At 49.9% G+C, this 24936-nt stretch carries 22 protein-coding genes and 1 riboswitch; of the genes, 5 read left to right on the top strand and 17 right to left on the bottom strand.

Features of this window, described 5'->3' with window-relative positions; all coding sequences use genetic code 11:
• Nucleotides 1-37: 37 nt before the first annotated feature.
• The 17 genes from gpr to PUQ60_RS05965 form a co-directional block, all read right to left on the bottom strand.
• Entirely contained in the window at nucleotides 38-1039 is a 1002-nt protein-coding gene (gpr, locus tag PUQ60_RS06045) for a GPR endopeptidase (RefSeq protein WP_022359222.1), read from the bottom strand.
• Between the two features lie 201 nt (nucleotides 1040-1240).
• Nucleotides 1241-1879: a ribosome biogenesis GTP-binding protein YihA/YsxC gene (gene yihA, locus PUQ60_RS06040; protein WP_022359223.1), complete on the bottom strand. Its 639-nt coding sequence runs from the start codon at nucleotides 1877-1879 to the stop codon at nucleotides 1241-1243.
• A 21-nt stretch (nucleotides 1880-1900) separates the two neighbouring features.
• Nucleotides 1901-4222 carry an endopeptidase La gene (gene lon, locus PUQ60_RS06035; protein WP_273380683.1) on the bottom strand — a complete coding sequence of 774 codons (2322 nt, stop codon included), beginning with the start codon at nucleotides 4220-4222 and terminating at the stop codon, nucleotides 1901-1903.
• Between the two features lie 141 nt (nucleotides 4223-4363).
• Nucleotides 4364-5662, bottom strand: coding sequence for an ATP-dependent Clp protease ATP-binding subunit ClpX (gene clpX, locus PUQ60_RS06030; protein ID WP_117795072.1), 1299 nt, complete (start codon nucleotides 5660-5662; stop codon nucleotides 4364-4366).
• A 43-nt stretch (nucleotides 5663-5705) separates the two neighbouring features.
• Nucleotides 5706-6287, bottom strand: a complete 582-nt coding sequence (gene clpP, locus PUQ60_RS06025; protein WP_022359226.1) for an ATP-dependent Clp endopeptidase proteolytic subunit ClpP — start codon at nucleotides 6285-6287, stop codon at nucleotides 5706-5708.
• A gap of 108 nt (nucleotides 6288-6395) precedes the next feature.
• Nucleotides 6396-7682, bottom strand: a complete 1287-nt coding sequence (gene tig, locus PUQ60_RS06020) for a trigger factor (RefSeq protein ID WP_273380674.1) — start codon at nucleotides 7680-7682, stop codon at nucleotides 6396-6398.
• Between the two features lie 199 nt (nucleotides 7683-7881).
• Nucleotides 7882-8436: a DJ-1 family glyoxalase III gene (locus PUQ60_RS06015; RefSeq protein ID WP_022359228.1), complete on the bottom strand. Its 555-nt coding sequence runs from the start codon at nucleotides 8434-8436 to the stop codon at nucleotides 7882-7884.
• A gap of 51 nt (nucleotides 8437-8487) precedes the next feature.
• Nucleotides 8488-9147 carry a phosphatase PAP2 family protein gene (locus PUQ60_RS06010; RefSeq protein ID WP_273380671.1) on the bottom strand — a complete coding sequence of 220 codons (660 nt, stop codon included), beginning with the start codon at nucleotides 9145-9147 and terminating at the stop codon, nucleotides 8488-8490.
• Between the two features lie 47 nt (nucleotides 9148-9194).
• Nucleotides 9195-9668, bottom strand: a complete 474-nt coding sequence (locus PUQ60_RS06005; RefSeq protein ID WP_273380669.1) for a CYTH domain-containing protein — start codon at nucleotides 9666-9668, stop codon at nucleotides 9195-9197.
• 19 nt (nucleotides 9669-9687) lie between these two features.
• Nucleotides 9688-9987, bottom strand: a complete 300-nt coding sequence (locus tag PUQ60_RS06000; RefSeq protein WP_022359231.1) for a hypothetical protein — start codon at nucleotides 9985-9987, stop codon at nucleotides 9688-9690.
• Between the two features lie 275 nt (nucleotides 9988-10262).
• On the bottom strand, nucleotides 10263-11255 hold the full coding sequence (locus tag PUQ60_RS05995; protein ID WP_022359232.1) for a hypothetical protein: 993 nt from the start codon (nucleotides 11253-11255) through the stop codon (nucleotides 10263-10265).
• A gap of 14 nt (nucleotides 11256-11269) precedes the next feature.
• A complete protein-coding gene (locus PUQ60_RS05990; protein ID WP_022359233.1) occupies nucleotides 11270-12778 on the bottom strand; it encodes a sugar ABC transporter ATP-binding protein in 1509 nt (502 codons plus the stop codon).
• Between the two features lie 96 nt (nucleotides 12779-12874).
• Entirely contained in the window at nucleotides 12875-13969 is a 1095-nt protein-coding gene (locus PUQ60_RS05985; RefSeq protein ID WP_273380687.1) for a substrate-binding domain-containing protein, read from the bottom strand.
• A gap of 247 nt (nucleotides 13970-14216) precedes the next feature.
• A complete protein-coding gene (locus tag PUQ60_RS05980) occupies nucleotides 14217-15245 on the bottom strand; it encodes a galactose ABC transporter substrate-binding protein (RefSeq protein ID WP_287895791.1) in 1029 nt (342 codons plus the stop codon).
• A gap of 25 nt (nucleotides 15246-15270) precedes the next feature.
• Entirely contained in the window at nucleotides 15271-16245 is a 975-nt protein-coding gene (locus PUQ60_RS05975; RefSeq protein WP_273380689.1) for a substrate-binding domain-containing protein, read from the bottom strand.
• A 31-nt stretch (nucleotides 16246-16276) separates the two neighbouring features.
• On the bottom strand, nucleotides 16277-18076 hold the full coding sequence (locus tag PUQ60_RS05970) for a sensor histidine kinase (protein WP_273380691.1): 1800 nt from the start codon (nucleotides 18074-18076) through the stop codon (nucleotides 16277-16279).
• On the bottom strand, nucleotides 18076-19704 hold the full coding sequence (locus PUQ60_RS05965) for a response regulator (protein ID WP_022359238.1): 1629 nt from the start codon (nucleotides 19702-19704) through the stop codon (nucleotides 18076-18078). The genes PUQ60_RS05970 and PUQ60_RS05965 overlap by 1 nt, the downstream gene beginning before the upstream one ends.
• Nucleotides 19705-20245: 541 nt before the next feature.
• Between PUQ60_RS05965 and PUQ60_RS05960 the strand changes: the two genes are divergently transcribed.
• The 5 genes from PUQ60_RS05960 to PUQ60_RS05940 all read left to right on the top strand — a co-directional run bounded on the left by PUQ60_RS05960 (nucleotide 20246) and on the right by PUQ60_RS05940 (nucleotide 24921).
• Complete coding sequence (locus PUQ60_RS05960; protein WP_273400830.1) at nucleotides 20246-21046, top strand: hypothetical protein; 801 nt, start codon at nucleotides 20246-20248, stop codon at nucleotides 21044-21046.
• A 45-nt stretch (nucleotides 21047-21091) separates the two neighbouring features.
• Nucleotides 21092-21197, top strand: a riboswitch (TPP riboswitch).
• Between the two features lie 83 nt (nucleotides 21198-21280).
• Nucleotides 21281-22078, top strand: a complete 798-nt coding sequence (locus PUQ60_RS05955; protein WP_273380693.1) for an ABC transporter permease — start codon at nucleotides 21281-21283, stop codon at nucleotides 22076-22078.
• 75 nt (nucleotides 22079-22153) lie between these two features.
• Nucleotides 22154-23230 carry an ABC transporter substrate-binding protein gene (locus tag PUQ60_RS05950; protein WP_273380694.1) on the top strand — a complete coding sequence of 359 codons (1077 nt, stop codon included), beginning with the start codon at nucleotides 22154-22156 and terminating at the stop codon, nucleotides 23228-23230.
• A gap of 149 nt (nucleotides 23231-23379) precedes the next feature.
• Complete coding sequence (locus tag PUQ60_RS05945) at nucleotides 23380-24108, top strand: ABC transporter ATP-binding protein (protein ID WP_273380696.1); 729 nt, start codon at nucleotides 23380-23382, stop codon at nucleotides 24106-24108.
• Between the two features lie 42 nt (nucleotides 24109-24150).
• Nucleotides 24151-24921, top strand: a complete 771-nt coding sequence (locus PUQ60_RS05940; RefSeq protein ID WP_273380697.1) for a TatD family hydrolase — start codon at nucleotides 24151-24153, stop codon at nucleotides 24919-24921.
• Nucleotides 24922-24936 lie beyond the last annotated feature (15 nt).

Here is a 24936-nt window from a genome sequence, read left to right as displayed (position 1 = left end):
GTTTAGTTCTGTTTTTCAATCTGGCATTTTTTCAGTGTTATCTTTCTTCCTCCAGCCGTTCCACTGCCCGCCGGATCCCCTCGGCGATTGCTGCGCTCAGCTTGCAGATACGTTCGTCCATATCCTGCGGGGTCACAAACATCGCTCCAAATTCAGGTTCCAGAAGTTCCCGGATCAGCTCATACTGGCTGTCCGAATCCAATTCCCGGATGTATTCACCGTACCGGCTGCCCTCTTTTGAGGCGGTTAGTGTCCGCACTAACGCATTGACCGTCCCGTGAACGATCGCCGCCGCGCCCACAACCGTCGGAACGCCGATCGCGATTACCGGCACGCCGAGATTTTCCCGCGTCATTCCCCGGCGGTGGTTGCCGACGCCGGAACCCGGATGAATTCCTGTATCCGTCAGCTGAATGGTGCTTGCCAGACGGTGGACGTTTCGCGCCGCCAGCGCGTCGACCGCGATCACCAGATCCGGGCGGCTCTCCCGCACGACGCCGCGGACAATTTCTGCCGTCTCCATCCCTGTCTGTGCCATCACCCCTGGATGGATACCGCTAAGAACCGGATGCACCGTCCGCCCCGCTTTCTCAGCCGTATAGAGGTATGTGCCATTTCTTCTGCCTGGCTCCGTCCGCAGATGGCGGTTCATCGAAAGCCCATCCACCACGCGCGGTCCCAGCGAATCCGGCGTCACCTGCCGGTTTCCCAGTCCCGCTACCAGAATCGAAAGTCCGGCCATGGTTGAAGCACAGTTTTTCCGGATCAGGGACGCCAGCTGCCGTCCTAACTCCCCGGCAGCCGCCTCACAGTATGCGTCCTCTGTCTCCGACAGACCCGGATCTTCCATCGTCAGGTAGGTTCCCATCGGCTTTCCCATTGATTCCGCACCTTTTTCGTTCAAAATCGAGACTTCCGTCATTCGGATCGAACTGCCATGACAGCGCCATTCCCGCAGCGCCACACCGCCGATTTCGCCCCCATTCCCCTCAAAACTTTCTCTCTCCTCTAACGCCAGATCCGTCCGATTTTCAAACATGGCTGCTCCTTTCTATTTATTTTCCTCAATTCTTATGTTTTCCAGAAATATATGTTTTATTCTTTCAAAAAATCCTAACGTAAAAAACTGCGCCACCCAGCCCAGATATTTGACATCGCCCGCAAGGATAGGCGCCGCCTGATATCCGGTCAGATACCGCAGTTTATATGTTTATTTTTCGAATTTTTCTAAAACTCTATTCTATTTCTCGCCGTCCGCACTCTCCACCGGCATCTCTTCCCCCGGATGTTCCACTTTCCAGATCTCCGTCTCCAGATAGTTCCAGATCTCTTCTCTGCCCTGTTTTGTCTCGGCGGAGAACGGAATCATCATCACTTCGGTGCCGACTCCCAGACCTGTTCTGAGAATCTTTAACTGTTTCTGGAGCTGACTGCGCTTGATCTTGTCAGCCTTGGTCGCAATCAGGATCGGCTGGAAGCCCTGGGAAACGATCCAGTCGTACATGAGTTTGTCGTTTGAAGACGGCTCATGACGGATATCAATCAGCAGGAAGACGCAGCGAAGCATCTGCGATTTGTGCAGATAATTCTCAATCATCTTGCCCCACTTTGCCTTGACCTCGACGCTCGCGCGCGCGTAGCCGTACCCCGGCAGATCGACGTAGTAAAACGCGTCGTTGATATGGTAAAAATTGATCGTCTGGGTCTTGCCCGGCTGCGAGGATGTTCTCGCATAGGATCGGCGGTTCATCAGCGCATTGATCAGGGACGATTTGCCGACGTTTGATTTGCCTGCAAACGCGAATTCCGGCTGTGTATTTGCCGGCAGCTTACTGGTGATACCGCAGACGGTTTCCAGATTTACATCTTTTATAATCATATTTTTTCTCCTACTAAACCGCTATTTCTCCGGTACAAATGCCTCTCGGATGACTTCGTTCATCTCCTTGATGTATACGATCTCCATTCCTTTCGTGATTTCTTTCGAAAGTTCCTCGACATCCGGCTGATTTTTCGCCGGTACCAGTACCTTTTCCACCTGCGCCATGCGGGCTGCGAGCAGTTTTTCTTTCAGACCGCCGATCATCAGCACATGACCGCGCAGCGTTACCTCGCCGGTCATCGCCACACGCGGCAGTACCTTCCGTCCTGTCACCGCCGACAGCATCGCCGTTGCCATCGTGATTCCGGCCGACGGACCATCCTTCGGCACCGCGCCCTCCGGAATATGCAGGTGAATATCGTGTTTCTCAAAATAGTTCTCCTTCACGCCGTAATCAGATGCAACCGAACGCACATAGGTCAGTGCAATCTGCGCCGACTCCTTCATGACATCGCCCATCTGACCCGTCATCTGCAGCACGCCTTTGCCCGGCATGACATTGACCTCGATCTGCAGTGTATCGCCGCCGACGCTCGTCCACGCCAGACCGCGCACGATACCAACCTGTGCCTCATTTCCGGCTGCATCGAAGAAGACTTTCTCGCGTCCCAGATAATGATCCAGATTCCGCTCTGTCACGCGGATCGACGGTTTCTTCTTCTCCAGCACCTCTCTGGCTGCCTTGCGGCAGATATCGCCAACCCGGCGCTCCAGATTCCTGACTCCAGATTCCCTGGTGTAGCTGTGAATCATTTTCTCCAGCGCCGAACCCGTGATATTTAACTGTTCCTTCGAAAGGCCATTCTTCTCCAGCTGTTTCGGAATCAGATAGTCTTTTGCAATGTGATATTTTTCATTTTCCGTGTAACTATTGACTTCAATCAGCTCCATACGGTCCAGCAACGGTCCAGGGATCGTCTGCGTTGTATTCGCCGTCGCGATAAATAATACCTCCGACAGGTCAATCGGGATCTCCACATAATGGTCGCGGAATTTCACATTCTGCTCGCTGTCCAGCACCTCTAAGAGCGCCGAGGATGTATCTCCCTTATAATCGCTGCTGACTTTGTCGATCTCATCCAGCAGCATCAGCGGATTGGCAACCCCTGCCTGCTTGAGCCCTTCCACGATGCGTCCCGGCATCGCGCCGACGTAGGTCTTTCTGTGACCGCGGATCTCCGCCTCGTCGCGCACGCCGCCCAGGCTAATGCGGACATATTTGCGTCCCATCGCCTTCGCAATCGAGCGGGCGATCGAAGTTTTACCGGTTCCAGGCGGTCCCACCAGGCAAAGGATCGGGCTGGTGCCCTTCTTCGTCAGGATGCGGACTGCCAGGTATTCCAGCATGCGCTCTTTGACCTTTTCCAGACCATAATGGTCGGCTTCCAGAATCTCTTCCGCATGCTTCAGGCTCGCGTTATCCTTCGTCATTTTGTTCCACGGCAGTTCCAGCACCGTTTCCAGATATGTCCGGATCACATTCGCATCCTGGCTGCCAGCCGGCATATTCTGGAAACGGTTGATCTCCTTGCGGATCCGCTCCTTTACTTCCACGCTGGCTTTGATCTTCTTCAACTGTTCCTTCATCTCATCCGCATCAGAAACCGGATTTTCCTCTCCCAGCTCCTCCCGGATCACACGCAGCTGCTCCCGCAGAATATAATCACGCTGATTTTTATCCAGCGCCGCCTTTACCTTCGTCTGAAACTCGCGTTTCACGCGATAAACCTCTAATTCCGTCAGCAGAAGCTGCAGCTCTGTCTCATACATCTCCGTCAGCGTCCGGCATTCCAGTACCGACTGGCGCGCTTCATAGTTCCACGGGAACTGGGCTGATATCTGGTTCATTAATTCGGTCAGATCTGGCTGTGCGATCAACGGACTTAATACTTCACGTCCCGCTGCCACATTTAATTTTCCGTATTCTTCCAGCTTTTCTTTCAGAATCCGGAGCATCGCCTCTTTCTGAATCGTGTCCAGATCGTCCTCGACCGGATCCAGAATCTCCACGATCGCAGTGCAGCATGCCCCGCCCTTCTCCATCTCCAGAAGCTCGGCTCTCTCCTGCCCTTCCACCGTGACGCGCACCATGCCGCCCGGCATCTTGACAAGCTGTTTCACGTAGCCAATCGTTCCTACCTGAAAAATCCCATCAATATCCGGGATCACCTCATCCGGCTGCTTCTGCGTCGCCAGAAATACTCGCTGATCGCCCACCATCGCCTGCTCCACCGCCGCGATGGATTTATCCCGGATGATATCGAAATTTACCGTCATCTGCGGCAGCACGGTCAGTCCGCGCAGCGCGATCATCGGCATTGTCAGTTTCTTATCTTCCATAACACCTTTATCTTTCTTAATCAAATGTATCGTTATTTCCTGTGAAAAGAAAAACAGGGGTCTGCCTATGGCAGTTCGCCATCTCACAGACCCCCTTAACAGCCGCCATTCTCAAGCTGCTGCATTTATTTTCCTTTACATTTACGCAATCTCGCCGGTTCTGTCTTTCTTAGAACGTCCTGTAAAAGACTTGCGGGGCACCGTATTGTCGCGATATACCAGCTCCGGCGCACTCTTTCCCTCGACTACGTCTTTGGTAATCGTGCAGATGCCGATCGTGGAATCGGACGGAATCTCATACATGGTATCCATCATCAGGGACTCCATGATAGAACGAAGTCCTCTGGCTCCCGTCTTTCTCTCGACTGCCATGTGGGCGATCGCCATCAGCGCATCATCCGTGAACTCCAGCTTTACGCCGTCCAGATCGAGAAGCGCCTGATACTGCTTGATCAGTGCATTCTTCGGCTCTCTTAAAATGCGAACCAGCGCCTCCTCATTGAGCGTCTGGAGCGATACCGTGATTGGCACACGACCGATAAACTCCGGAATCAGACCAAACTTCGTCAGATCCTGCGGCATTACCTGTTTCAGAAGCTCATCGATATCCTGATGCTTACGATCCACAATATCGGAGTTAAATCCGATGGAACCGGCACCTAAACGGCTGTCGATGATCTTCTCCAGACCGTCAAATGCACCGCCGCAGATGAACAGGATGTTGGTCGTATCGATCTGAATCAGTTCCTGCTGCGGATGCTTTCTGCCGCCCTGCGGAGGAACACTGGCAATGGTTCCTTCCAGAATCTTTAAAAGCGCCTGCTGTACACCCTCGCCCGATACATCGCGGGTGATAGATACATTTTCAGACTTCTTCGTAATTTTATCAATCTCATCAATATAAATGATGCCGTACTCTGCCTTGCTGACGTCGTAATCAGCCGCCTGGATGATCTTCAAGAGAATGTTCTCTACATCCTCGCCGACATATCCAGCCTCGGTCAGAGTGGTCGCATCCGCGATGGCAAACGGTACATTTAAGATCTTCGCCAGCGTCTGCGCCAGGTATGTCTTACCGGAACCGGTCGGTCCGAGCATCAGGATGTTGCTCTTCTGAAGCTCTACATCCTGCGTGGACTTGGACATAACTCTCTTGTAATGGTTATAAACCGCTACGGAGAGCACCTTCTTGGCGTCGTCCTGTCCGATGACATACTCATCGAGAAATTCTTTGATTTCCTTCGGCTTCAGCAGGTTGATTCCGCTGAAATCCGGTCCTTTTTCCTGATCGGCAAATTCCTCTTCCAGAATCTCCGAGCAGAGTTCGATACAGTCATCGCAGATATATACATTATCTGTGCCAGCGATCAGTTTTCTAACCTGATCCTGTGTCTTGCCGCAAAATGAGCAGCGTATTTTGTCGTCTGTTCTGCCTGGCATACTTCCACCTTGTTCCTTTCTATTATTCCATCCAGAAATCTAATTAGTGGTTGGTAATGACACAATCAATCAGACCATACTCTTTCGCCTGCTCTGCTGTCATGTAATTATCACGCTCTGTATCACGCACGATCACGTCATACGGCTGGCCTGTATTGGCTGCCAGAATCTCGTTTAATTTCTTCTTGGTACGAAGAATATTCTCCGCTACGATCTGGATCTCGGTTGCCTGTCCTCTCGCGCCGCCGGATGGCTGGTGAATCATCACTTCTGCGTTCGGAAGTGCATATCTCTTTCCTTTGGTACCGCCGGAAAGCAGGAATGCGCCCATGCTGGCTGCCATACCCAGACAGATGGTAGATACATCACATTTGATATAATTCATCGTGTCATAGATCGCCATACCTGCGGTAACAGAACCGCCCGGGCTGTTGATATATAAGCTGATATCCTTATTCGGATCCTCTGCCTCCAGGAACAGAAGCTGTGCTACAACCAGGCTGGCTGTCACATCATTTACTTCCTCTCCCAGGAAAATGATACGATCTTTAAGCAGACGGGAGTAGATGTCATACGTCCGCTCGCCGCGGCTGGTGGATTCAAGGACATAAGGTACTAAACTCATGATTCTTCCTCCTATAATTGAGAATGAATGTTTATGGCAAAAATTCTATGATGCCTTAGGACATCATAGAATTCTGCCGTATTTCAGTATTCGCTTTTATCGGTTTAATTAAGCAAGCTTTGCCTGCTCTACCAGTAAATCGATCGCTGCCTGAACTTTCAGGTCCTCACGGATCTGCTCTTTCTCGCGCTCACCCATCATTTCTTTCAGCTTAGCGCCTTCCAGTTTGTAGGATGCTGCGATCTCGTTGATCTGCTCGTCAAGCTTCTCATCGGAAACTTCTACGTTCTCAACTTCAACTACTTTCTCAAGAACCAGTCTGGTCTTGATTCTCTTCTCTGCTTCCGGACGCATCTGCTCCATCAGCTTCTCCGGTGTCATGCCGGTATATTTCATGTAATCGTTGATGTTTAAGCCCTGGCTCTGCAGACGGCGAGCGTAGTTCTCTACCATCTCTCTTGCCTGAGTGTCAACCATCGGCTGCGGCAGTTCCATCTGAGCGTTCTCAACTACTTTTTCGATTACGTTGTTCTCGTTCTCTACTTTAGCGTCCTGCTCTTTCTTCTCCTGCAGTTTCTTGCGGATGTCTGCTTTGTACTCATCCAGAGTATCGAAATCAGATACTTCGCTTGCGAACTCATCGTTCAGCTCCGGAAGCTCGTTTCTCTTAACTTCTTTGATGGTTACAACGAACTTAGCCGGTTTGCCAGCCAGCTCATCTGCATGGTACTCAGCCGGGAAAGTAACGTTTACGTCACAGGTCTCGCCTTTTTTCTTGCCGATTAACTGATCCTCAAAGCCCTCGATGAAGGAATGGGAACCGATTACCAGCGGATAATCTGTACCAGCGCCGCCGTCAAATGTCTTGTCATCAATGTAGCCGGTGAAGTCGATGATCGTGTTGTCGCCGTCCTCGATTGTGCCGTCTTCTACGTCGATCAGTCTGCCGTTTTTCTTACGTGCTGCAGTCAGCTCGTTCTCTACATCCTCGTCTGTCACAACAGCTTCTGCCTTCTTAACTTCTACGCCTTTGTACTCGCCCAGAGTTACTTCCGGTTTCAGAGCTACGGTTGCCTCGTAGATGAATGCCTTACCTTTTTCGATCTGAGTCACTTTGATCTCCGGAGTGGAAACGATCTCTTCCTTGCTCTCCTCTGCTGCCTTCGGATAAGATGCGTCGATCACTTCGTTTGCTGCATCCTCATAGAAAATGCCAGCGCCATACATCTTCTCCAGCATAGCTAACGGTGCTTTACCTTTACGGAATCCCGGGATGCTGAATTTGTTTTTGTTCTTGTTGTACGCATTTTTGATTGCTGCATCAAACTCTTCAGCCGGAACTTCGATGGTCAGCTTTGCCATGTTCTTCTCTAATTTTTCTACCTGTAAACTCATTTTAAGGGGTCCTCCTTGCTTCTATATGTGAACCGCCATTCTACCGGGCGTTACACTTCAAGATAGCATTATAGCATATTTGCGTGCTAAATACTAGCGGAAAATATAATTTTGCGTTCACTTTTTGCGGGTTTATGAGTGGTTTTAGGTGGGTTTTATGCCATTTTTGATGTATTTTCTGTGTGTTTTTTAGTTGAAACTACACCTGGTCATACTGAATTGAATCTTTGACCTGTAATGCTACCGGGCGATCGACTAAGAGCGATGCCAGCTCAATTCCCAGATCCAGCGCATATCCAAGTCCACGCGCCGTTGTGATATTGCCGTCCGTCACAACGCCCGCACCCGTCAGCTTCGCACCGGTCAGGGCATCCTCAAAGCCCGGATAGCAGGTTGCCTTCTTGTCCTTCAAAAGCCCCAGCTGCCCCAGAATGCTCGGAGCCGCACAGATCGCTGCCAGGCGCTTTCCAGCAGCATCTGCCTGCACCAGTGCATCGCAGAGCGGTTTGCACGCCATCAGATTTTTCGTTCCCGGCATACCGCCCGGAAGAAACAGAAGATCCGCTTTCATCGGATCAATCTCATGCAGCAGGGTGTCTGCATGAATGCCAAATCCATGTGCGCCCTTCACCTCTTTTTTACCCGTAATCGAAACCAATTTTACCTTCACACCCGCGCGGATCAGCACGTCCGCCGTCGCCAGACATTCCACTTCTTCCAGTCCATCTGCTAAAAATGCGTATACTACAGCCATGATTATTTCCTCCTGTTCTTTGTTTTTATAACACTTTTTATATTAAATTACTTATTTGTTTTCCACAAAGCAATCATTTTTTCCTTTTGAAAATGCCTTTACTAGCACCCACACATTCACTATCTCGTCAAGAATCAGGCTCAAAATCCAGCCACAGAGCACATCGACCAGCGAATGCTGTTTGATGAACATGGTTGAAAGACAAATCAGAATCGTGACAATCCACGAAAGTGTACGGATCGGTTTCTTGTTCCGCACACTTGCCGCGTGGCAGATCGTCAGATACACCGCCACAGTGCTCGATACATGGATCGACGGGCAGACATTGTTCGGCGGATCCACACTCCGCAGAAACCGCACAATCTGCGCGCAGAAATTCTGTGATGTGATCTCCTGCCGCAGATTTAAACCGTTTGGTGCCAGCAGGTAGACAAATAAGCAAAAGGTTGCTCCTGCAAACATCACAAAGCAAAGTCTCAGATATGCCTCCCGATCCTTGATCATAAAATAAATCATAAACACCGGCACCCACGCGTACCACAGAAAATACGGCAGTACAAACCATTCATTAAACGGTATCAGGTCATCGACCGCACAGTGTATAATATGAACATCCGATGGTTCATGCAGCTCCAGCAGAAAAAATCCTGACAGAAACACCAGCATATAGAGTCCTGCCAGACAGTAGCGGTGTGTTTTGATCCAATTCATTACTTGTTTTATCATTAATAATATACCTTTGTATTGTTCTTTCGTTTTTATTCTTTCGTTTTTAATACCAGGTTTTCCGCCAGCACCAGACGGCTGTTCTGGTACTCGCCCGTAAACGTCACCTCGCGCCCGAACCATTCCGGCGGCACAAAGGCAAGTGCGGCTTCCTCACTTGGAAATTCAACCTCCGCCAGCTTCAATCCCTCATATTCACCTAAAAAAATGTCCAGCTCAATCGTGTACTCCGTTCCTTCCATCGGAATCAGATAACGCTTTTTCGTCAGAATCCTGCCGTCAGCCTTCGAGCGGAGATGCTCATAGGATTCCTTCGTCAGCGGCAGATTGTATTCCTCCCGCGCCATCAGTCCTTTGGATTTGTAGGTCAAATAATAGGTGTCATCCTCCTGACGGACACGCACGACCGGAGCAGTGCTTAGATATGCCTGCTCGATCTGGTGGAAGGGGTATCCGGCTATATCAAATGGAATGTGAGTAATTAAATATTTGCGTTCAATTTCCATGGTACATGATTCCCCCTCACTATTTATTCAAAATTCCCAGCACCACAACCACCACAAACAGCACCACCATCACGCCAATAAAAATATCCATCGTCCGCACGGACACATGCACATGATCGTAGATGCGTTCTTTGACAGTCTTTTCCTTCATAAGTTCCAATTCCTGGCGGAGTTTTTCGTTTTCAGCTTCGAGATCCTCAAGGGTTTTATCGGCAGCATTTTCTGCGGCTTCTTCCACCGTTCCCTTCACCGCCTCAATCTCTTCGCCCAATGCCTCTTCCAGCGTTTCTTTCTTGTTCAGCATTTCGTTTTCGCTCATTCTTTTTCCTTTCAGAATATGGCTTGTTTTCTCCGCTGTTCATCCCGAACAGCCTCTTCTCCTATTATATCCATAAAAATAGGTTCAAGCAATCCAAAAATCGTTTTCCTGTCCAAAGAAAACGCTGATCGTTTATCTCTACAAGCCCCCTAAAAATGAACATTACAAAAAATCCCCCGCCACACATCCATGGCAGGGGATTTTCAAATCCATTTTAAAATCTTTACCTATGCACCTTCCAGACACATTTCCGCGCTGCAATTCACACAGCCAGATTACTTCTTCGCAATGTACTTACGGATATCCAGTGCAATCGCAACAACGATAACGATACCCTGTGCAATATACTGGTAGTTCGGGTCGATGCCAAGGAACTGCAGACAGGTCTTTAAGAACTCGAATACGAGTACACCGATGATAACACCGGAGATACGTCCGATACCACCGTTTACAGATACACCACCGATGGTACAAGCTGCAATAGCCTCCAGCTCGTAACCGTTACCGGTATTTACACCGGCACCACCGGACTTAGCTCCCAGAAGGAAACCAGCGATGGCATACAGTGCAGTAGCTGTTACATAGATGATGATCTTGGTTTTCTTAACATTTACACCAGCAACCTCTGCTGCTGCCTCGTTGCCGCCGATTGCATACATATATTTACCATGGCGGGTGTAGTTAAATACGAACCACATGATCGCGCCGATGACAAATGCAATGATGAACAGGTACGGAATACCAAAGAAGTTACCATTTGCGATAATGGTGTAATCCTGACGATAACCGCCTAACGGTACAGATTTGGTATAAACCAGGTTGATACCGTAAACGATCATCTGCATACCCAAGGTGCCGATGAAGGCCGGTACGTTCAGGTAAGCAACTACGATACCATTAATAAGACCAAATACACAGCTGATGGCGACACAGATAAGGAGAATCAGCCATACGTTCTGCTCACCAAATCCCTTGGTCAGCTCAAAATGTCCGCTGTAATCACTCTTCTGGAGCAGAGTACCTGCCAGGCAGGCAGAAAGTCCAACCAGACGACCTGCAGAAAGGTCGGTACCTTTCGTAATCAGACAGCCGGATACGCCGACTGCGATGATGAAACGGCATGCTACGTTGATGGAAATGTTGCTAAAGTTGCTACGGCTGAAGAAGTTCTGTTTTGTTACACCAACAAAGAGAACCATCAACAGGATCAGAATAACGATACCGTTATTGATCAATATATCTTTTACATTCAGTTGTTTCTTATCCATTCTCTCTTCCTCCTTTAGAACTTAGTCGCGTAGCTCATGATACGCTCCTGAGTTGCTTCCTCACCCTGTACCTCGCCGGTAATGTGACCATTACACATAACAAGGATACGGTTCGACATACCAATCAGCTCCGGCATCTCAGATGAAATCATGATGATACCTTTGCCCTGTTTTGCCAGGTCAATCATGATCTGGTAGATCTCGTACTTGGCACCAACGTCGATACCACGGGTCGGCTCATCCATGATGAGGATATCCGGGTTGTTGGCCAGCCAGCGGGAAATCAGAACCTTCTGCTGGTTACCGCCTGAAAGTGACTGAATCAGTGTCTTACTGCTCGGTGTCTTGATTGAAAGCTTCGCCACATTATCCTTGACAAGCTGCTCAATCTTCTTCTTATTCAGTTTGATACCATAATGTAAATACTGATCCAGGGAGGAAATTGATACATTATCTGCAATGGACAGACATCCCAAGATACCCGTACCACGCCGGTCCTCGGTAATCATGCCGATACCGCCGCGGATCGCATCCTGCGGACGCTTAATGTTCATTTTCTTTCCTTTGATGTAAACTTCTCCGGATTTGATATGGCGCATACCGAAGATACCTTCCATCAGCTCCGTTCTCTGTGCGCCTACCAGACCGCCGAAACCGAGGATCTCGCCTCGTCTCAGGGTAAAGGAGCAATCTTGGAACGAACGGTCATGGATACTGGAATATCCTCTGACATCCAAAAGCACCTCTCCTGCCTTCGTATCATTCTTTGGAGGATAAATGTTGGTCAGCTCACGACCAACCATCTGTTTGACGATCTCATCATCCGAAATCTCGTCCATATGCCAGGAACCGACATAGGTACCGTCTCGCATGATGGTAATATCATCACAAATCTCACGAATCTCCGCCATCTTATGGGAAATATAGATGAGGGATACACCTCTTGATTTCAGGTCACGGACAATGCGGAAAAGTGCCTCTACCTCATTATCCGTTAAGGAGGAAGTCGGCTCGTCCAGAATTACAACTCTGGCATTTAAGGATACAGCCTTGGCAATCTCTACAGACTGCATCTGGGCGATGGACATGGTTCCCAGTTTTGCCTTCGGGTCATAAGGCATCTTAACATCGTCCAGCCATTTTGCTGTCTCTTCAAACATCTTCTTATGGTCGATCACCTGAATCGGTCCAAATTTCTTCGTCGGGTAACGGCCGGTGTACATATTCTCTGCTACCGTTCTCTCAGGTATCGGCTGCAGCTCCTGATGTACCATTGCCAGTCCTTTGTGAAGGGCTTCATCCGGATTGTGGATCTCTACTTTTTCCCCGTCCAGATAGACCTCTCCTTCATCCATATGATAAATGCCGAACAGACATTTCATCAGGGTGGATTTACCGGCGCCGTTCTCTCCCATCAGTGCATGGACGGTACCGGGACGAACTTTGAGATTTATCTTGTCCAGAGCCTTAACGCCAGGGAAACTTTTCGATACCCCGCGCATCTCCAATCTGTACTCTGCCATCCCATTCTCTCCTTTCATAAAATCGGGTGTGCCAACTGGACACACCCGACACATTTTTATCTATCCCCTCGCGGAAACAGTAGATTGTTACAAGAATTATTTAATGAGTTCCAGAATCTCGGAAGCATTCTCTGGTGTAACTTTTACATAGTCTACCATGTATACGTTGTCAACATCTTTGCCGTTTACGAAATCAAGAGCTACATCTGCTGCTTTGTGAGCCTGTCCGAAGTAATCGTTGAATACGGTACCGGTCATCTTGTCGTTCATAACGTTCTCAACAACCTCTACCAGAGCATCAACGCCTACTAAGTAGATGTCTTTGTTTACAGTTCTGCCAGCTGCTTCGATTGCCTGCAGAGCGCCAAGTGCCATTGCATCGTTGTTGCAGAATACAACATCGATCTTGTCACCATACTGGGACAGAGCGTTTGCTGTGATCTCCTGACCTTTGGTCTGATCCCAGTCACCACGCTGTTTGGTCAGCTCTTCTACTTCGATATCCTGAGACAGTCTCTCGATGGATTTCTCGGTTCTGTACTGAGCATCTACGTTCTCCGGATCACCCTGAACCATGATGTAACGAACAACGCCGTCGCCGTCTGCATCGCCCTTGTTCTCAAGCTCAGCGATCTCTTCGCCCTGGTATGTACCGGACTGTCTAGCATCAGCACCTACATAAGTAGCTTTGATACCATCCGTTACCCAAGCCTCTTCTCTCTCAGCATCCGGCTCACGGTTGATGTAAACAACCGGGATACCTGCTTCGTTGCAGATGTTGGTAACATCCGGCTCGGAAGAAGCCTGTACCAGGTTTACGATCATAACGTCAAATCCCTGTGTAACGAAGTTACGGATCTGGTTCATCTGCTCGGACTGGTCATTCTTACCATCCATGATGGAGATGTTCTCTGCCTTTAAGCCAAGCTCGTTTACTAAGTAGTTCTGAAGCTCGTTTCTATAAAGTGTCATGAAGTTATCAGCGAACTGATAAATGGAAATACCAACTTTAACTTCTGCCGGGTCTTTGCCCTCAACAGCTTCTTTAACAGCCTCGCCGTCTGCTGCTGCGGTTGTCTCTGCTTCCTCTGCTGCTGCAGTTGTCTCTGCCGGTTTGCTGCTGGAGCAAGCGGTTACAGAAAATGCCATTGCAGTTGCCAGACCAAGTGCTGCTACTTTTTTCAGTTTCATAATATTTGTCCTCCCTTAAACCTGCGTATCCGTTTGTGCTGTCCGGATCCACCGAACAGTTAAATTTTCCGCATACACATATTATACAGTTTCGCCGATTCGTCATTTTTTCTTATCGACACCTTTATTATACGGATCGTTTGTACACTTTTCCATATGATTTTCTTGGTTCTTATATAAATTTTTTTTAGATTCTTTGTGATTTTATTCACATATTCTTATTTTTCCGGTGTAAAACTGTGGGATTTTATGGTAAATCAGCAACAGTCAACGCTTTCTGACTGCATTGATAATAGGTTCCGTCCTCTAATTCAACCTTTTCCTGTACATTTTGACCAAGTGCCTCGGCAGCAGCTATCTCAAAAATCACTTCTGCATACTCGTCGCTGTCGCACTGGACTGTTCCATACAGTTTTCCGCTCTTAAGCCCCTCGATTCCCTGCGGAGTCCCGTCGATGCCGACCACCTTCACGCCCCTTGTGTCACCAGCGCGTTCAAGCGCCTCGGCAGCTCCGAGCGCCATCTCATCGTTGTTGCAGATCACCACCTCGATCGCATCCCCGAACTGGCGGATCCACTGTTCCATCAGCGCCGCCGCCTGGCTCCTATCCCAGTTTGCCGAACCACCGGTCAGTTTTTCCAGCGGAATATCTCCGTCGCGCATCGTCTGTACCGACCACTCTGTGCGGATCAGCGAATCCTGATGGCTGCGCTCGCCCTCCAACATCACATATCCCACGGTTCCATCCTCATTTAAATCAAGACTGCCTGGATTTTCCTGATACGCATCCACCAGAAGTTCTCCCTGCAGAACCGCCGATTCCCGCGCGTCCTCCCCTACATAATAGAGGTGCTCCCATCGTTTCATGTCCTCCTCGACCGGTTCGCGGTTGAAAAATACGACCGGCGTCCCGGCATCCATCGCCTTGTTGATGACATACGATGCCGCCGAGCGATCCACCATATTAACGCAGATCGCATCGTATTCCAGAGAAAGGAAACGATCTACCTGACTGTTCTGCGTATTTTGGTTTCCCTTCGGATCCATGATTTCCAGATTAACCTTGATGCCCGTCTGCTGCTCATATTCCTTCGCCTTTTCCTCCAGACTGGAACGGATATTGTTGATAAAGGCATCGTCGCCCCGGTACAGCGTCACGCCGATACGGATGCTCTTTTTTTCTGCCGGTTTTGCCGCGCTGCATCCATTTAAAAGAAGTGTGCCCGCTGCCAGAAGCGCCAGCACCATCTGAATGCTTTTTCCGCTTTTTTTCATTTCTCTATACCCCCTTCCCAGATTTTTAATCAATCGGGTACAGCATCTTCTCATATTTCTTTGACCGCAGCTCATCCTTCTCTATATAGTAGGATTCCAGTGAAAGCTGGCTTCTCTCCTGCTCTTTTTCAATCGCCTGCACTGCTTTTTGGACCGCAAAATAGCCCGCGTCAAACTGGTTCGTCACCACCAGCCCCCGGATTGTCCCCTTGTCAAGCTGATCCAGCAGGGACGGCATCATCCCGACGCCGTACAGCCCGGAAATGTATTTTCCGTACACGCTGCTTCCGCCGACAATCTCCGCCGCCTCCGCTGTGCTGGCGAAATCCAGTGCCGCCACCACCGCCGTGCCGCTGCCCGGATAAACTGTTTTTTCAATGACGGAACGGTAAGTATCATCGGTGCCGCGCGGCACAATGGTATAGGAAAAGCCCTGTTTTTCCAGTACCTCCGTCAGCCCCTGTTTCATCTCCCCCGCCTTGCCGATATATGGGTTATCTGCAAAGATCCAGACAGGAAGATCGGGGCTCTGTTCCGCCGTAATCGCCTCGCCAAGCTTTCTCCCGGCTGCCGTCCAGTCCATATGAACCGCCCCCTTGACCTCCTCATCCGGTGATAATTCGCCCAGCAGGATAATGGGCGTTCCATATGTATTTTCTTCCAGATATTGGCGGCATTCCAGCTCATCAACCGGCTCCAGTATCACTGCCCCGGCACCGTCTGCCGCTTCCCGGCGCACCAGCTCCATCTGCTGTGCCAGATTATCCTTTTCATACAGGGTAATAAAGCTGACATCTACATTATACTCAACCGCCGCCTGATCCACGCCCTTGCGGAAGTTGACGTAATCATCATCCGAAGTATCGCTGATAATCAGGGACACCGGGTAGACCTCCACCTCTTTTTCCTTGATGATCCAGTCCGTGGAGGAAAGGAGATACAGCAAAATAAGTCCCACACACAGGATTCCCCAGAACACCAGCTCCTTTTTTTTTCTCACTCCATATCGCATTGATCTGTCGCCCCCACTTTTACACCTTTTTCTCTTCCAGCACTTTTTCGTAAGGCACTGCCGGAAGATGAATCTTCACCGCGGTTCCCTCATCCGGCTCCGACTCGATCGAAAGACCGTATTCCGCGCCGAAATACAGCTTGATCCGCTCGTTGACATTGCGTACCCCGATGCCGGATCCGCGCTTGGATGCCACGTGCGCCGTATCGGTAAAGAGGCTCTCGACCTGTTCCTCCGTCATGCCAAGCCCATTGTCCCGCACCTCCAGATACAGCTCTTTTTCCTCCTGCCAGGCGCGCACGAAGATCTCGCCGTCGCCGTCCATATATTCCATGCCATGGTAGATCGCATTCTCCACCAGCGGCTGCAGCATCAGTTTTAAACTTGCAAGTTCCAAAACCTCATCATCTGACTCGATCGTGTAGGTAAACTTATTTTTAAACCGCATCTGCTGGATCATCAGGTAGTTCCGGACGTGTTCCAGCTCATCCTTCACAGTAATTAAGCTCTTGCCGCGGCTTAAACTGATACGGAAGAACCGCGCCAGCGCCGTTACCACCTTGACCGCCTCCGTTTTCTGCTCATTTTCAATCATCCAGACAATGATATCGAGCGTATTATAGAGGAAATGCGGATTGATCTGCGACTGCAGCGTGTCAAACTCCTGCTTTCGTTTTGCCTCATGCTCACGCACAATATCCTGCATCAGGAGGCGGATCTGTCCCGCCATATCACTGATCGATTTTCCCAGATGGCGGATCTCATACGAACCGCCGATGTACACAGGTGCGCTTAAATTGCCCGCCTCCAGGACGCCGACCGATTTTTCCAGCTCGCGGATCGGATTCGTGATCCTCGATGAAATATAAGAGTTAATCAGAGCCAGAATGCACAAAATGAGGGCAATGACAAATACGATAAAAAGCCTGGTTTTGATCGTATTGAGCGACACGGCATTTTCCGGCGTCACCCCGACCACCTTCCAGCCCGTGTAGCCGATCGTCTTGACCGTCGCCATCCGCTTTTTTCCGGCAAATATCTCCTCATGATTTCCGTCCGAATAGCCGGCTGCCCGTCCATTGTTCTCCTGTACCCAGCCGGAATCCAGAAGCTGCATCTGCGGATGGTAAAGAATCTCGCCATTTCCGCTGATCATATAGAAATAACCGCCGCGCCCCGTCGTGATGCCGCCAAAGAGCTGTTCCAGGCTCGAATAGCGGATATCAACCAGAAGGACGCCCTGCGAGGTCGAGGTTCCGTGTGTCAGCTCGACCGCCCGCGACAGCGAAATGACCCATCGGTATTGATTTTCCGCATTGTCAAACACATACTGTACGTGCGGCAGGGAAAAATGCAAGTTTTCCGTCCGGTTTAAGGCGCTCCGGAACCATTCTTCCTGCGTCACATCCACCTCATTTTTCAGACGCACCGCCGGGACTGCCTCCAGAAGCGCCCCATCCTCCGAAAACAGGGCAATATTCTCCACATTATCCTTATTATTATCGTAGAGAAGCGTAAATTCACTTCCAAGCGACTGGCTCGACAGATCAGCATTCTTGATCGTGCCATAATAAAGCGAGTCGGACAGCTTCATGATCGTGCGGAGGTACGACTCCACAGAGCGTCCCACCTGCGCGATCAGGTTCTGGCTCTCCTCCTGTACTACTTCCGTGACCTGCCGTGACATTCTCTGGTACAGCGACAGGGAGATCAGCACGCTCGCCGCCAGCGCCGTGATCGTAAAATAGATAAAGATCATCGACCGGATGCTGGCGTCGTCAAAGAGCTTTTTCTTCCAGATCGTCCTTTTTTTACCCATTATGCCTCCCCACTCCGGTGTGCCGTGCGGTACCGCGTCGGGGAAACACCGAATTTTTTCTTAAATACGTAACTGAAATAGTTCTGCTCCGGGTAGCCGACCTTTTCCGCGATGATATACGTCTTGTCGTCAGTTGCCATCAGAAGCTCGACCGCGCGCCCCAGCCGGACATCGGTCAGATAGGCGATGTACGCCTGTCCCGTCTCCTTCTTAAACATCGTTGAAAAATACGCCGGGCTCATATGCAGATGGCGGCAGATCTTCTCCACCGACAGATCCGGATCTTGAAAATTGTCCTGAATGTACTGCTTCGCCTCGCGGATCACATTTTTTGTCGTATTGCTCCGCTCTTCTTCCATTCCGGCATTCATCTTGAGCGCCACCTCGGTCAGGTACGGGCGGACATTCTCCATCTTCTGGACACGCCCCAGAATCTCGAAATAATCATTTTCCACGCCAAACATCTCGCTGATCCGCAGATCATACTGCTGGGAGAGCTGTGTCAGCACATTGATGATCGCAAGCACATACGCCTGATACTGGCGATAATGCACCCGCGCATCCTCCATCCGGCTCACAATCCCGTCTATCACGGAACGGATCTTTTCCTCCGGTCCAAACTTGACTGCCGCTATAAGCTCCGACTCCATCCGGCTGTCGAACCGGAGTTTTTCATGCCCGGACGGCTCCATATCGCCGATGCAGATCACGCCGCCGGAACCCGTGATCGCACGGTAACCGAGCGCATTGAGTGCAGTGTGGCACGGGCGGCTTAAATCCGTCAGCGAACTGCAGCTCTCGCCCACGCCGATCGTAACCGATACCTCCAGAATTTTCTTCGTCTCCTTGCAGATATCGCCCAGCAGGGCAATCAGCCCGGTCTGTGTATTGTCTTTGTCGATCGCCACCAGAAGGATCGTCTCAAAGGAAGAATGGAACACAATAAAACGGTACTGCCCTTCCAGTTTTTCCTCAATCAGATTGCGGACGGAGATCGGAATCAGCTCCCGCTGCTGGTGCAGCGAAACCGCCTTGTCCACCTTCTCATCCGGTTCCAGATGGATCGCCGCAATCACCCATTTGACCGCACCCGCAACGTCGATCGCATATTCGTTCAGTTTTTCCTCAATCTGCGTTTCCTCCATGCCGCCTTGAATCAGGTCATTCAAAAAATGTTCCCGGAGCGCCGGAAGGCTCTTGATATAACTCTCCCGAAGCAGGGTAACATTCCGCTTCTGCTCGATCTCCTCATCGAGATTTTTCTTGATTTTCTTTAAAATCGCCGTCAGCTCTTCGACATTGACCGGCTTTAAAATATATTCGATCACATTGAGCTTGATCGCCTTTTTTGCGTACTCAAATTCATCAAAACCAGAAAAAATCACGATCTTGATGGACGGATATCTCTGCCGTATATTCTCCGCCATCTCCAACCCGTCCATATATGGCATCCGGATGTCTGTCAGCACAACATCCGGCTCATTCTGCTCGATCTTTTCCAGTGCTTCCTTCCCGTTCTCCGCATCCCCGATCACCTCGAATCCGGCATCCTGCCAGTCGATTTTGCGTATGATGCTTGTCCGTACTTCCTCCTCGTCATCTACCAGCATGATTTTATATGGGTTCATATGGATTCGTCCTTTCAGTTCCTGATGCAATGTTGTTGTGAGCCAGTTTGTCTTAGGACTCTGGAGCTCTGCTACGGTATCCCCATTCCAGCTTTCCCTGACACCTCATGAGGAAGTGGCTGGGCAGGCTGGAATGAGGGGAATTTCTTTCTTTACATTATACCACATCTTTCTTTATTTGTGAGTTTGTGATTTTTCACTGGCAGGTTCCATTTTCTGTAAAGGCGTGCTTCGTCCCCGGGTGCGGGAACCCGTTTCCACACAGTGTCTGCATCCGGTCCGCCGTCCGCGGCAGGCGAGACAGTCTTCATCTATTTCATAAACGGCATTTCCATCAATGATCAGCCGGGTGTTCATAGTTCTGAATCCTTTTCTTTCTTATTTTTATAATATACTATATGTGGTTTTTCCTATCCCGGAGCTTTTTTTCTTTAAACATTCCCGTTCTTTTTCGGTTCCAAAAGTGCCTACCCGTGAACCAAAACGTCTTTTTTTCCTCTCATCTGCATATATTGAGACAAAGATTTGGGAGGTTTTTTTCGTGAGCCAAGATGTTTCTCTCAAAATGACCGAGTTAGACCGCCTGACCTCACTCCCACATATGCAGCTTGTCAAGGCGGCGCTTCCCTATATTCACATCCCGGAACAGCGTTTTTTCTCCCTGTTTGTGAAATTCCGCGAACTAGAAAAGACGATGCAGCTATTTGCTGATCCGGCCGACGGTGAGATCGGAATCTGCTCGGTGGGCGAACGCGACAAGGATTCGCCGGTTGATATGCTGAAAGCGATCAAGCCGTATGGCACAGAGGAAGAGCAAAGTTCGATCGATCTGGTCTTAAATTTTATCGAAGGTTCCCGCCTCTATGAATCCTACTGGCAAAATATGCCGCAGACAGCATCCTTTCCGACTTCGCAGGATATCCAGAATGATTCACCCAATTCTGATGCTGTTCCGGCATCTGTCCTTTACCCGCAAGCCAAATATTCCCGCAGACAGAAAGAACCCACAGACCGTGCATCTGGCACATCCACTTCAAACAGACAGGAGGCACACACTATGGAATTTCAAAACTGGAAACAGGATCCGAGACTTCGCTCCATGGATCCTGACAAAATAAAACAGATGGAACAGTTAGCCGATCAGGCAAGAAACACGCCGCAAGACAAGCTTCTGCCGCTTCTCATGAGTCTCCGGGGCAGCAACGGTTCCCCTCAATTCTCAACCTCAGAAATGGACACTCTTTTTTCGATCCTGACAGACCAAATGCCCCCAGCGCAGAAACGGCAGGCGGAAATGCTGCGGATGCTGAGCCGGCAGATGGGCGGGGCAAATAAATCATAAAACCAGAGTTGCCATTGCTATTTTTTCCAAATCATGCTACAATTCATTTCGATAATGGGGAGCTTGTGATGCAGGCTGAGAGGGAACCAAAAGTTCCGACCCGAAACCTGATTTGGATAATGCCAACGTAGGGACAGATATTTTGAGACACCTGAGCGCCGGATATTGTCCGGCGTTTTTTTTAAGGCACTAACGTGCCAATGATGCGCACTCACGCGAAGGGGAGAGACTTTTATGAACTTTTCAAAAACAAAAAAAAATTCCAGTTCGAAACAATCCCTGGGCGGACAAAAGATCGTTCCGATTTTGTTTCTAGCCTCACTTTTAGTCATCTGGGAGCTGGCGTGCAAGTTATTTTCGATTCCACTCTACGTACTTCCTTCCCCGGTGCAGGTTATTCAGTCGCTCTTTACTGAATCTGCAACGCTCAGCCATCATGCAGCAGTAACTGTCATGGAAGCCGTGATCGGCATCCTGCTCTCCCTGATTCTGGCGATCGTGCTCGGCATCCTTATGGACTGCTTTCCTCTGGTCCGCCAGGGCATCTACCCGCTTCTTGTGGTAACACAGACGGTTCCGATGATTGTACTGGCGCCGATTCTCATCATCTATATGGGATTTGGCATCGCGCCGAAAATCCTGACCGTTATCCTGATGTGCTTCTTCCCGATCGCCGTCAGCTTTTCCGACGGTCTGGCACAGGTCGATGAGGAATACGTTCATCTCGTCCGTTCTTACGGGGCAAGCCGTTTATCCGCCTACCGGTTAGTCAAAATCCCGGCGGCGATTCCGGCGCTTTTATCCGGTCTCAAGGTTTCCGCGACATACAGCATCAGCGGTGCCGTTGTCGGCGAATGGATCGGTGCCCAGGAAGGACTCGGCTATTATCTGCTACGCGTCAAAAATGGCTATATGCTGGATCGCGTCTTCGCCTGCGTTCTGATTATTATTATCCTGAGCCTGTGCATGAATGGACTCATCCGGATTTATCAGCATTTTGCACTTCCTTATTTGAAAAATGACGCAAATTAAAACTTAGGTTTTTGCACGATTCCTGCAATCATGCGTGAATCTGCCAAATAGTTATATTTTTTAGGAGGACTTATGATGAAAAAGAAATCTGTTGCTGCACTGTTTACCGCTGCCTGCCTCGCCGCTGGCTCTCTGGCTGGCTGCTCCGGCGCATCTTCCACTGCTTCCAGCGAGGCTGCCGACAACACCGAGGCATCCGATGCAGCCCAGAGTGCTGATAATACCGCCTCTGACGATGATACCAAGGATCTCGAAGATGTTACCGTCATTCTGGACTACGTTGCCAACACCAACCACACAGGTATGTATGTCGCACTGGATCAGGGCTATTATAAAGACGCTGGTTTAAATGTCTCCATCGTAGAGCCGACCGAGGGCGCAACCGCGACACTCGTTGCCGTTGGAAAAGGCGATTTCGGCATCAGCTATCAGGAGGACGTCACCATCGCCCTGACTTCCGCCGATCCGCTTCCTATTAAGGCGATCGCAGCCATTCTCCAGCACAATACCTCCGGCTTTGCAACCTATGAGGGCAAGGGCATCAACTCCCCGAAGGATTTCGAGGGCAAGACCTACGCAGGCTGGGGCGGACCGGGTGAAGAGGCAGTTCTGAAAGCCGTTATGACCCAGGACGGCGCTGATTTCTCCAAGCTCAACATGGTTATCTCCGACGGTTCCGGTTTTGAGGCACTCAAGGACAAAGTCGATGTGATGTGGTTCTTCGAAGGCTGGGATAATATCAAGTGTGAACTGGCGGATTTTCCGATCCACTATATGCCGGTCCGCGACCTTGACAGCCGCCTCGACTACTATACTCCGGTCATCATTGCCAACAATGATACTCTCGAAAACAAACCGGAAATGGTTGAAAAATTCCTCGCAGCCACCGAAAAAGGCTATGAATATGCGATCGAAAACCCGGATGAGAGCGCTGAGATCCTGCTCAAATATACTCCGGATTCTTCCCCTGAACTGCTTCAGAAATCCCAGGAATATCTGGCTGACAAGTACATGGAAGATACTGACCAGTGGGGTGTCATGAAGGATGAGGTTTGGGATAACTACACCGATTTCATGGTAGAATACGGTGTGATCGACAAGGCAATCCCGGCAGCTGACTGCTACACCAATGAATTTCTTCCGGAGAAATAAATAGAATCATCAAAAACCGGAATGATTGTATTTCTTCCGCAAAACAATTAACACAATTCACGTGCGCCCGCCCATTCTGCCCCAAACACGGACAGGCATGGTTCCGGGCGTACCGTTTTATTGGATTATTTGAACTATGAGGTATTTCTATGAAACTAGAACTTCAAAACCTTTCCTTTTCCTATGGGACACAGGAAATCCTGCACGATTTAAGTTTTTCCGTGGCAGAGGGCGAATTTGTCAGCCTGCTCGGACCGTCCGGCTGTGGCAAATCCACCATTTTAAAACTTTTAACCGGCGTCCTGACGCCATCTGACGGAAGTATCCGCGCCGATGGAAACGAAATCCACGGCATAACCGGTCATTTCGCCTATATGCCGCAGAATGACCTTCTCTTCCCGTGGAAAACGATTCTGGACAACGTCTGCCTCTATGGGGAAATCCACGGTTCGCTGGCACGTGCCCGTGAAGAGGCGCTGAAAAACTTTCCTGCGTTCGGACTGACTGGCTATGAAAACAGCTATCCTTCCGCTCTCTCCGGTGGAATGCGGCAGCGTGCGGCATTTTTACGCACCGCTCTCTGTCAGGCGGATATCCTGCTTCTCGACGAGCCGTTTGGCGCCCTCGATGTCATCACTCGCAGCGAAATGCAGGACTGGCTTCTGGCGATGCGCGCGCGGTTAAACCGCACCGTTCTTCTCGTTACACACGATATGGACGAAGCGATTTATCTATCTGACCGCATTCTTATCCTGAATCCGGCACCGGCTGGGATCGTCAGTGAGATCCGGATTGATGAAAAGAAACGGGATCGGAACTGGCTGTATGAGCAGGGCGAGCTGCGGAAGACCATTTCTCAGAAAATTAAAGGATTTTAATAAAGCATTTTATATAAGACAACTTTGGAGGTTATTTTCATCATGCCATCCCATTATCCACTCATCGATGCCCATACACATCTGGGAAGTGACTCCGAACGGAGCGAACGTCAGAAAAAACAGATTTTAAGCCTCGTCTGCGCTTCCACACCGCCCGAAGCCGAAGCACTTTTAAAAACTGCCAAACCTTACCTTCTCCCCACCGCCGGGCTGCATCCGTGGCAGGCGGCATCATATTTCGTAAATGATATGCTGCCCTACCTCACCGCCTGCCCGGTTATCGGGGAAATCGGCATGGACAGTGTCTGGTGTGATGTCCCGCTTGACCGCCAGGAAGAAGTCTTCCGCGCCCAGCTCGCCATCGCCTGCCAAATGAAAAAGCCGGTCATTCTCCACACCAAAGGCGAAGAAGACCGGATCGCTTCCATTCTCCCAGAATACCCAAACACCTACCTCGTCCACTGGTATTCCTGCGAAGAATATCTGGATCAATATCTCGCGCTCGGCTGCTATTTCTCCATCGGACCAGACGTCCTCTGGAACCCACCCGTCCGCACTCTCGCTGACCGCGTCCCGCAGAACCGCATTCTCATCGAGACAGATGGGATGGGAGCCGTCAAATGGGCATACGAAGCGCCGGAAGCGCCTAAAAACAGCCAATTAGCCGATGCACGTGAAAACACAAAAAACGTAGAAGATGCACTCACCCACACACTTCTCGAAACCGCCGCTATCCGGCAGACAGAACCCGGTGTTCTTGCAAAACAGATACAAAAAAATCTCATCTGGAGATTCCTATCTGCTTCCAAATAAAAATCTCCAAATGAG

The sequence above is a fragment of the Clostridium sp. AF02-29 genome (assembly GCF_934835585.1).
GTDB lineage: Bacteria > Bacillota > Clostridia > Lachnospirales > Lachnospiraceae > Otoolea > Otoolea fessa.
The sequence above is the reverse complement of the archived record's forward strand: the minus strand, read 5'-3'. Positions and strand labels throughout refer to the sequence as shown.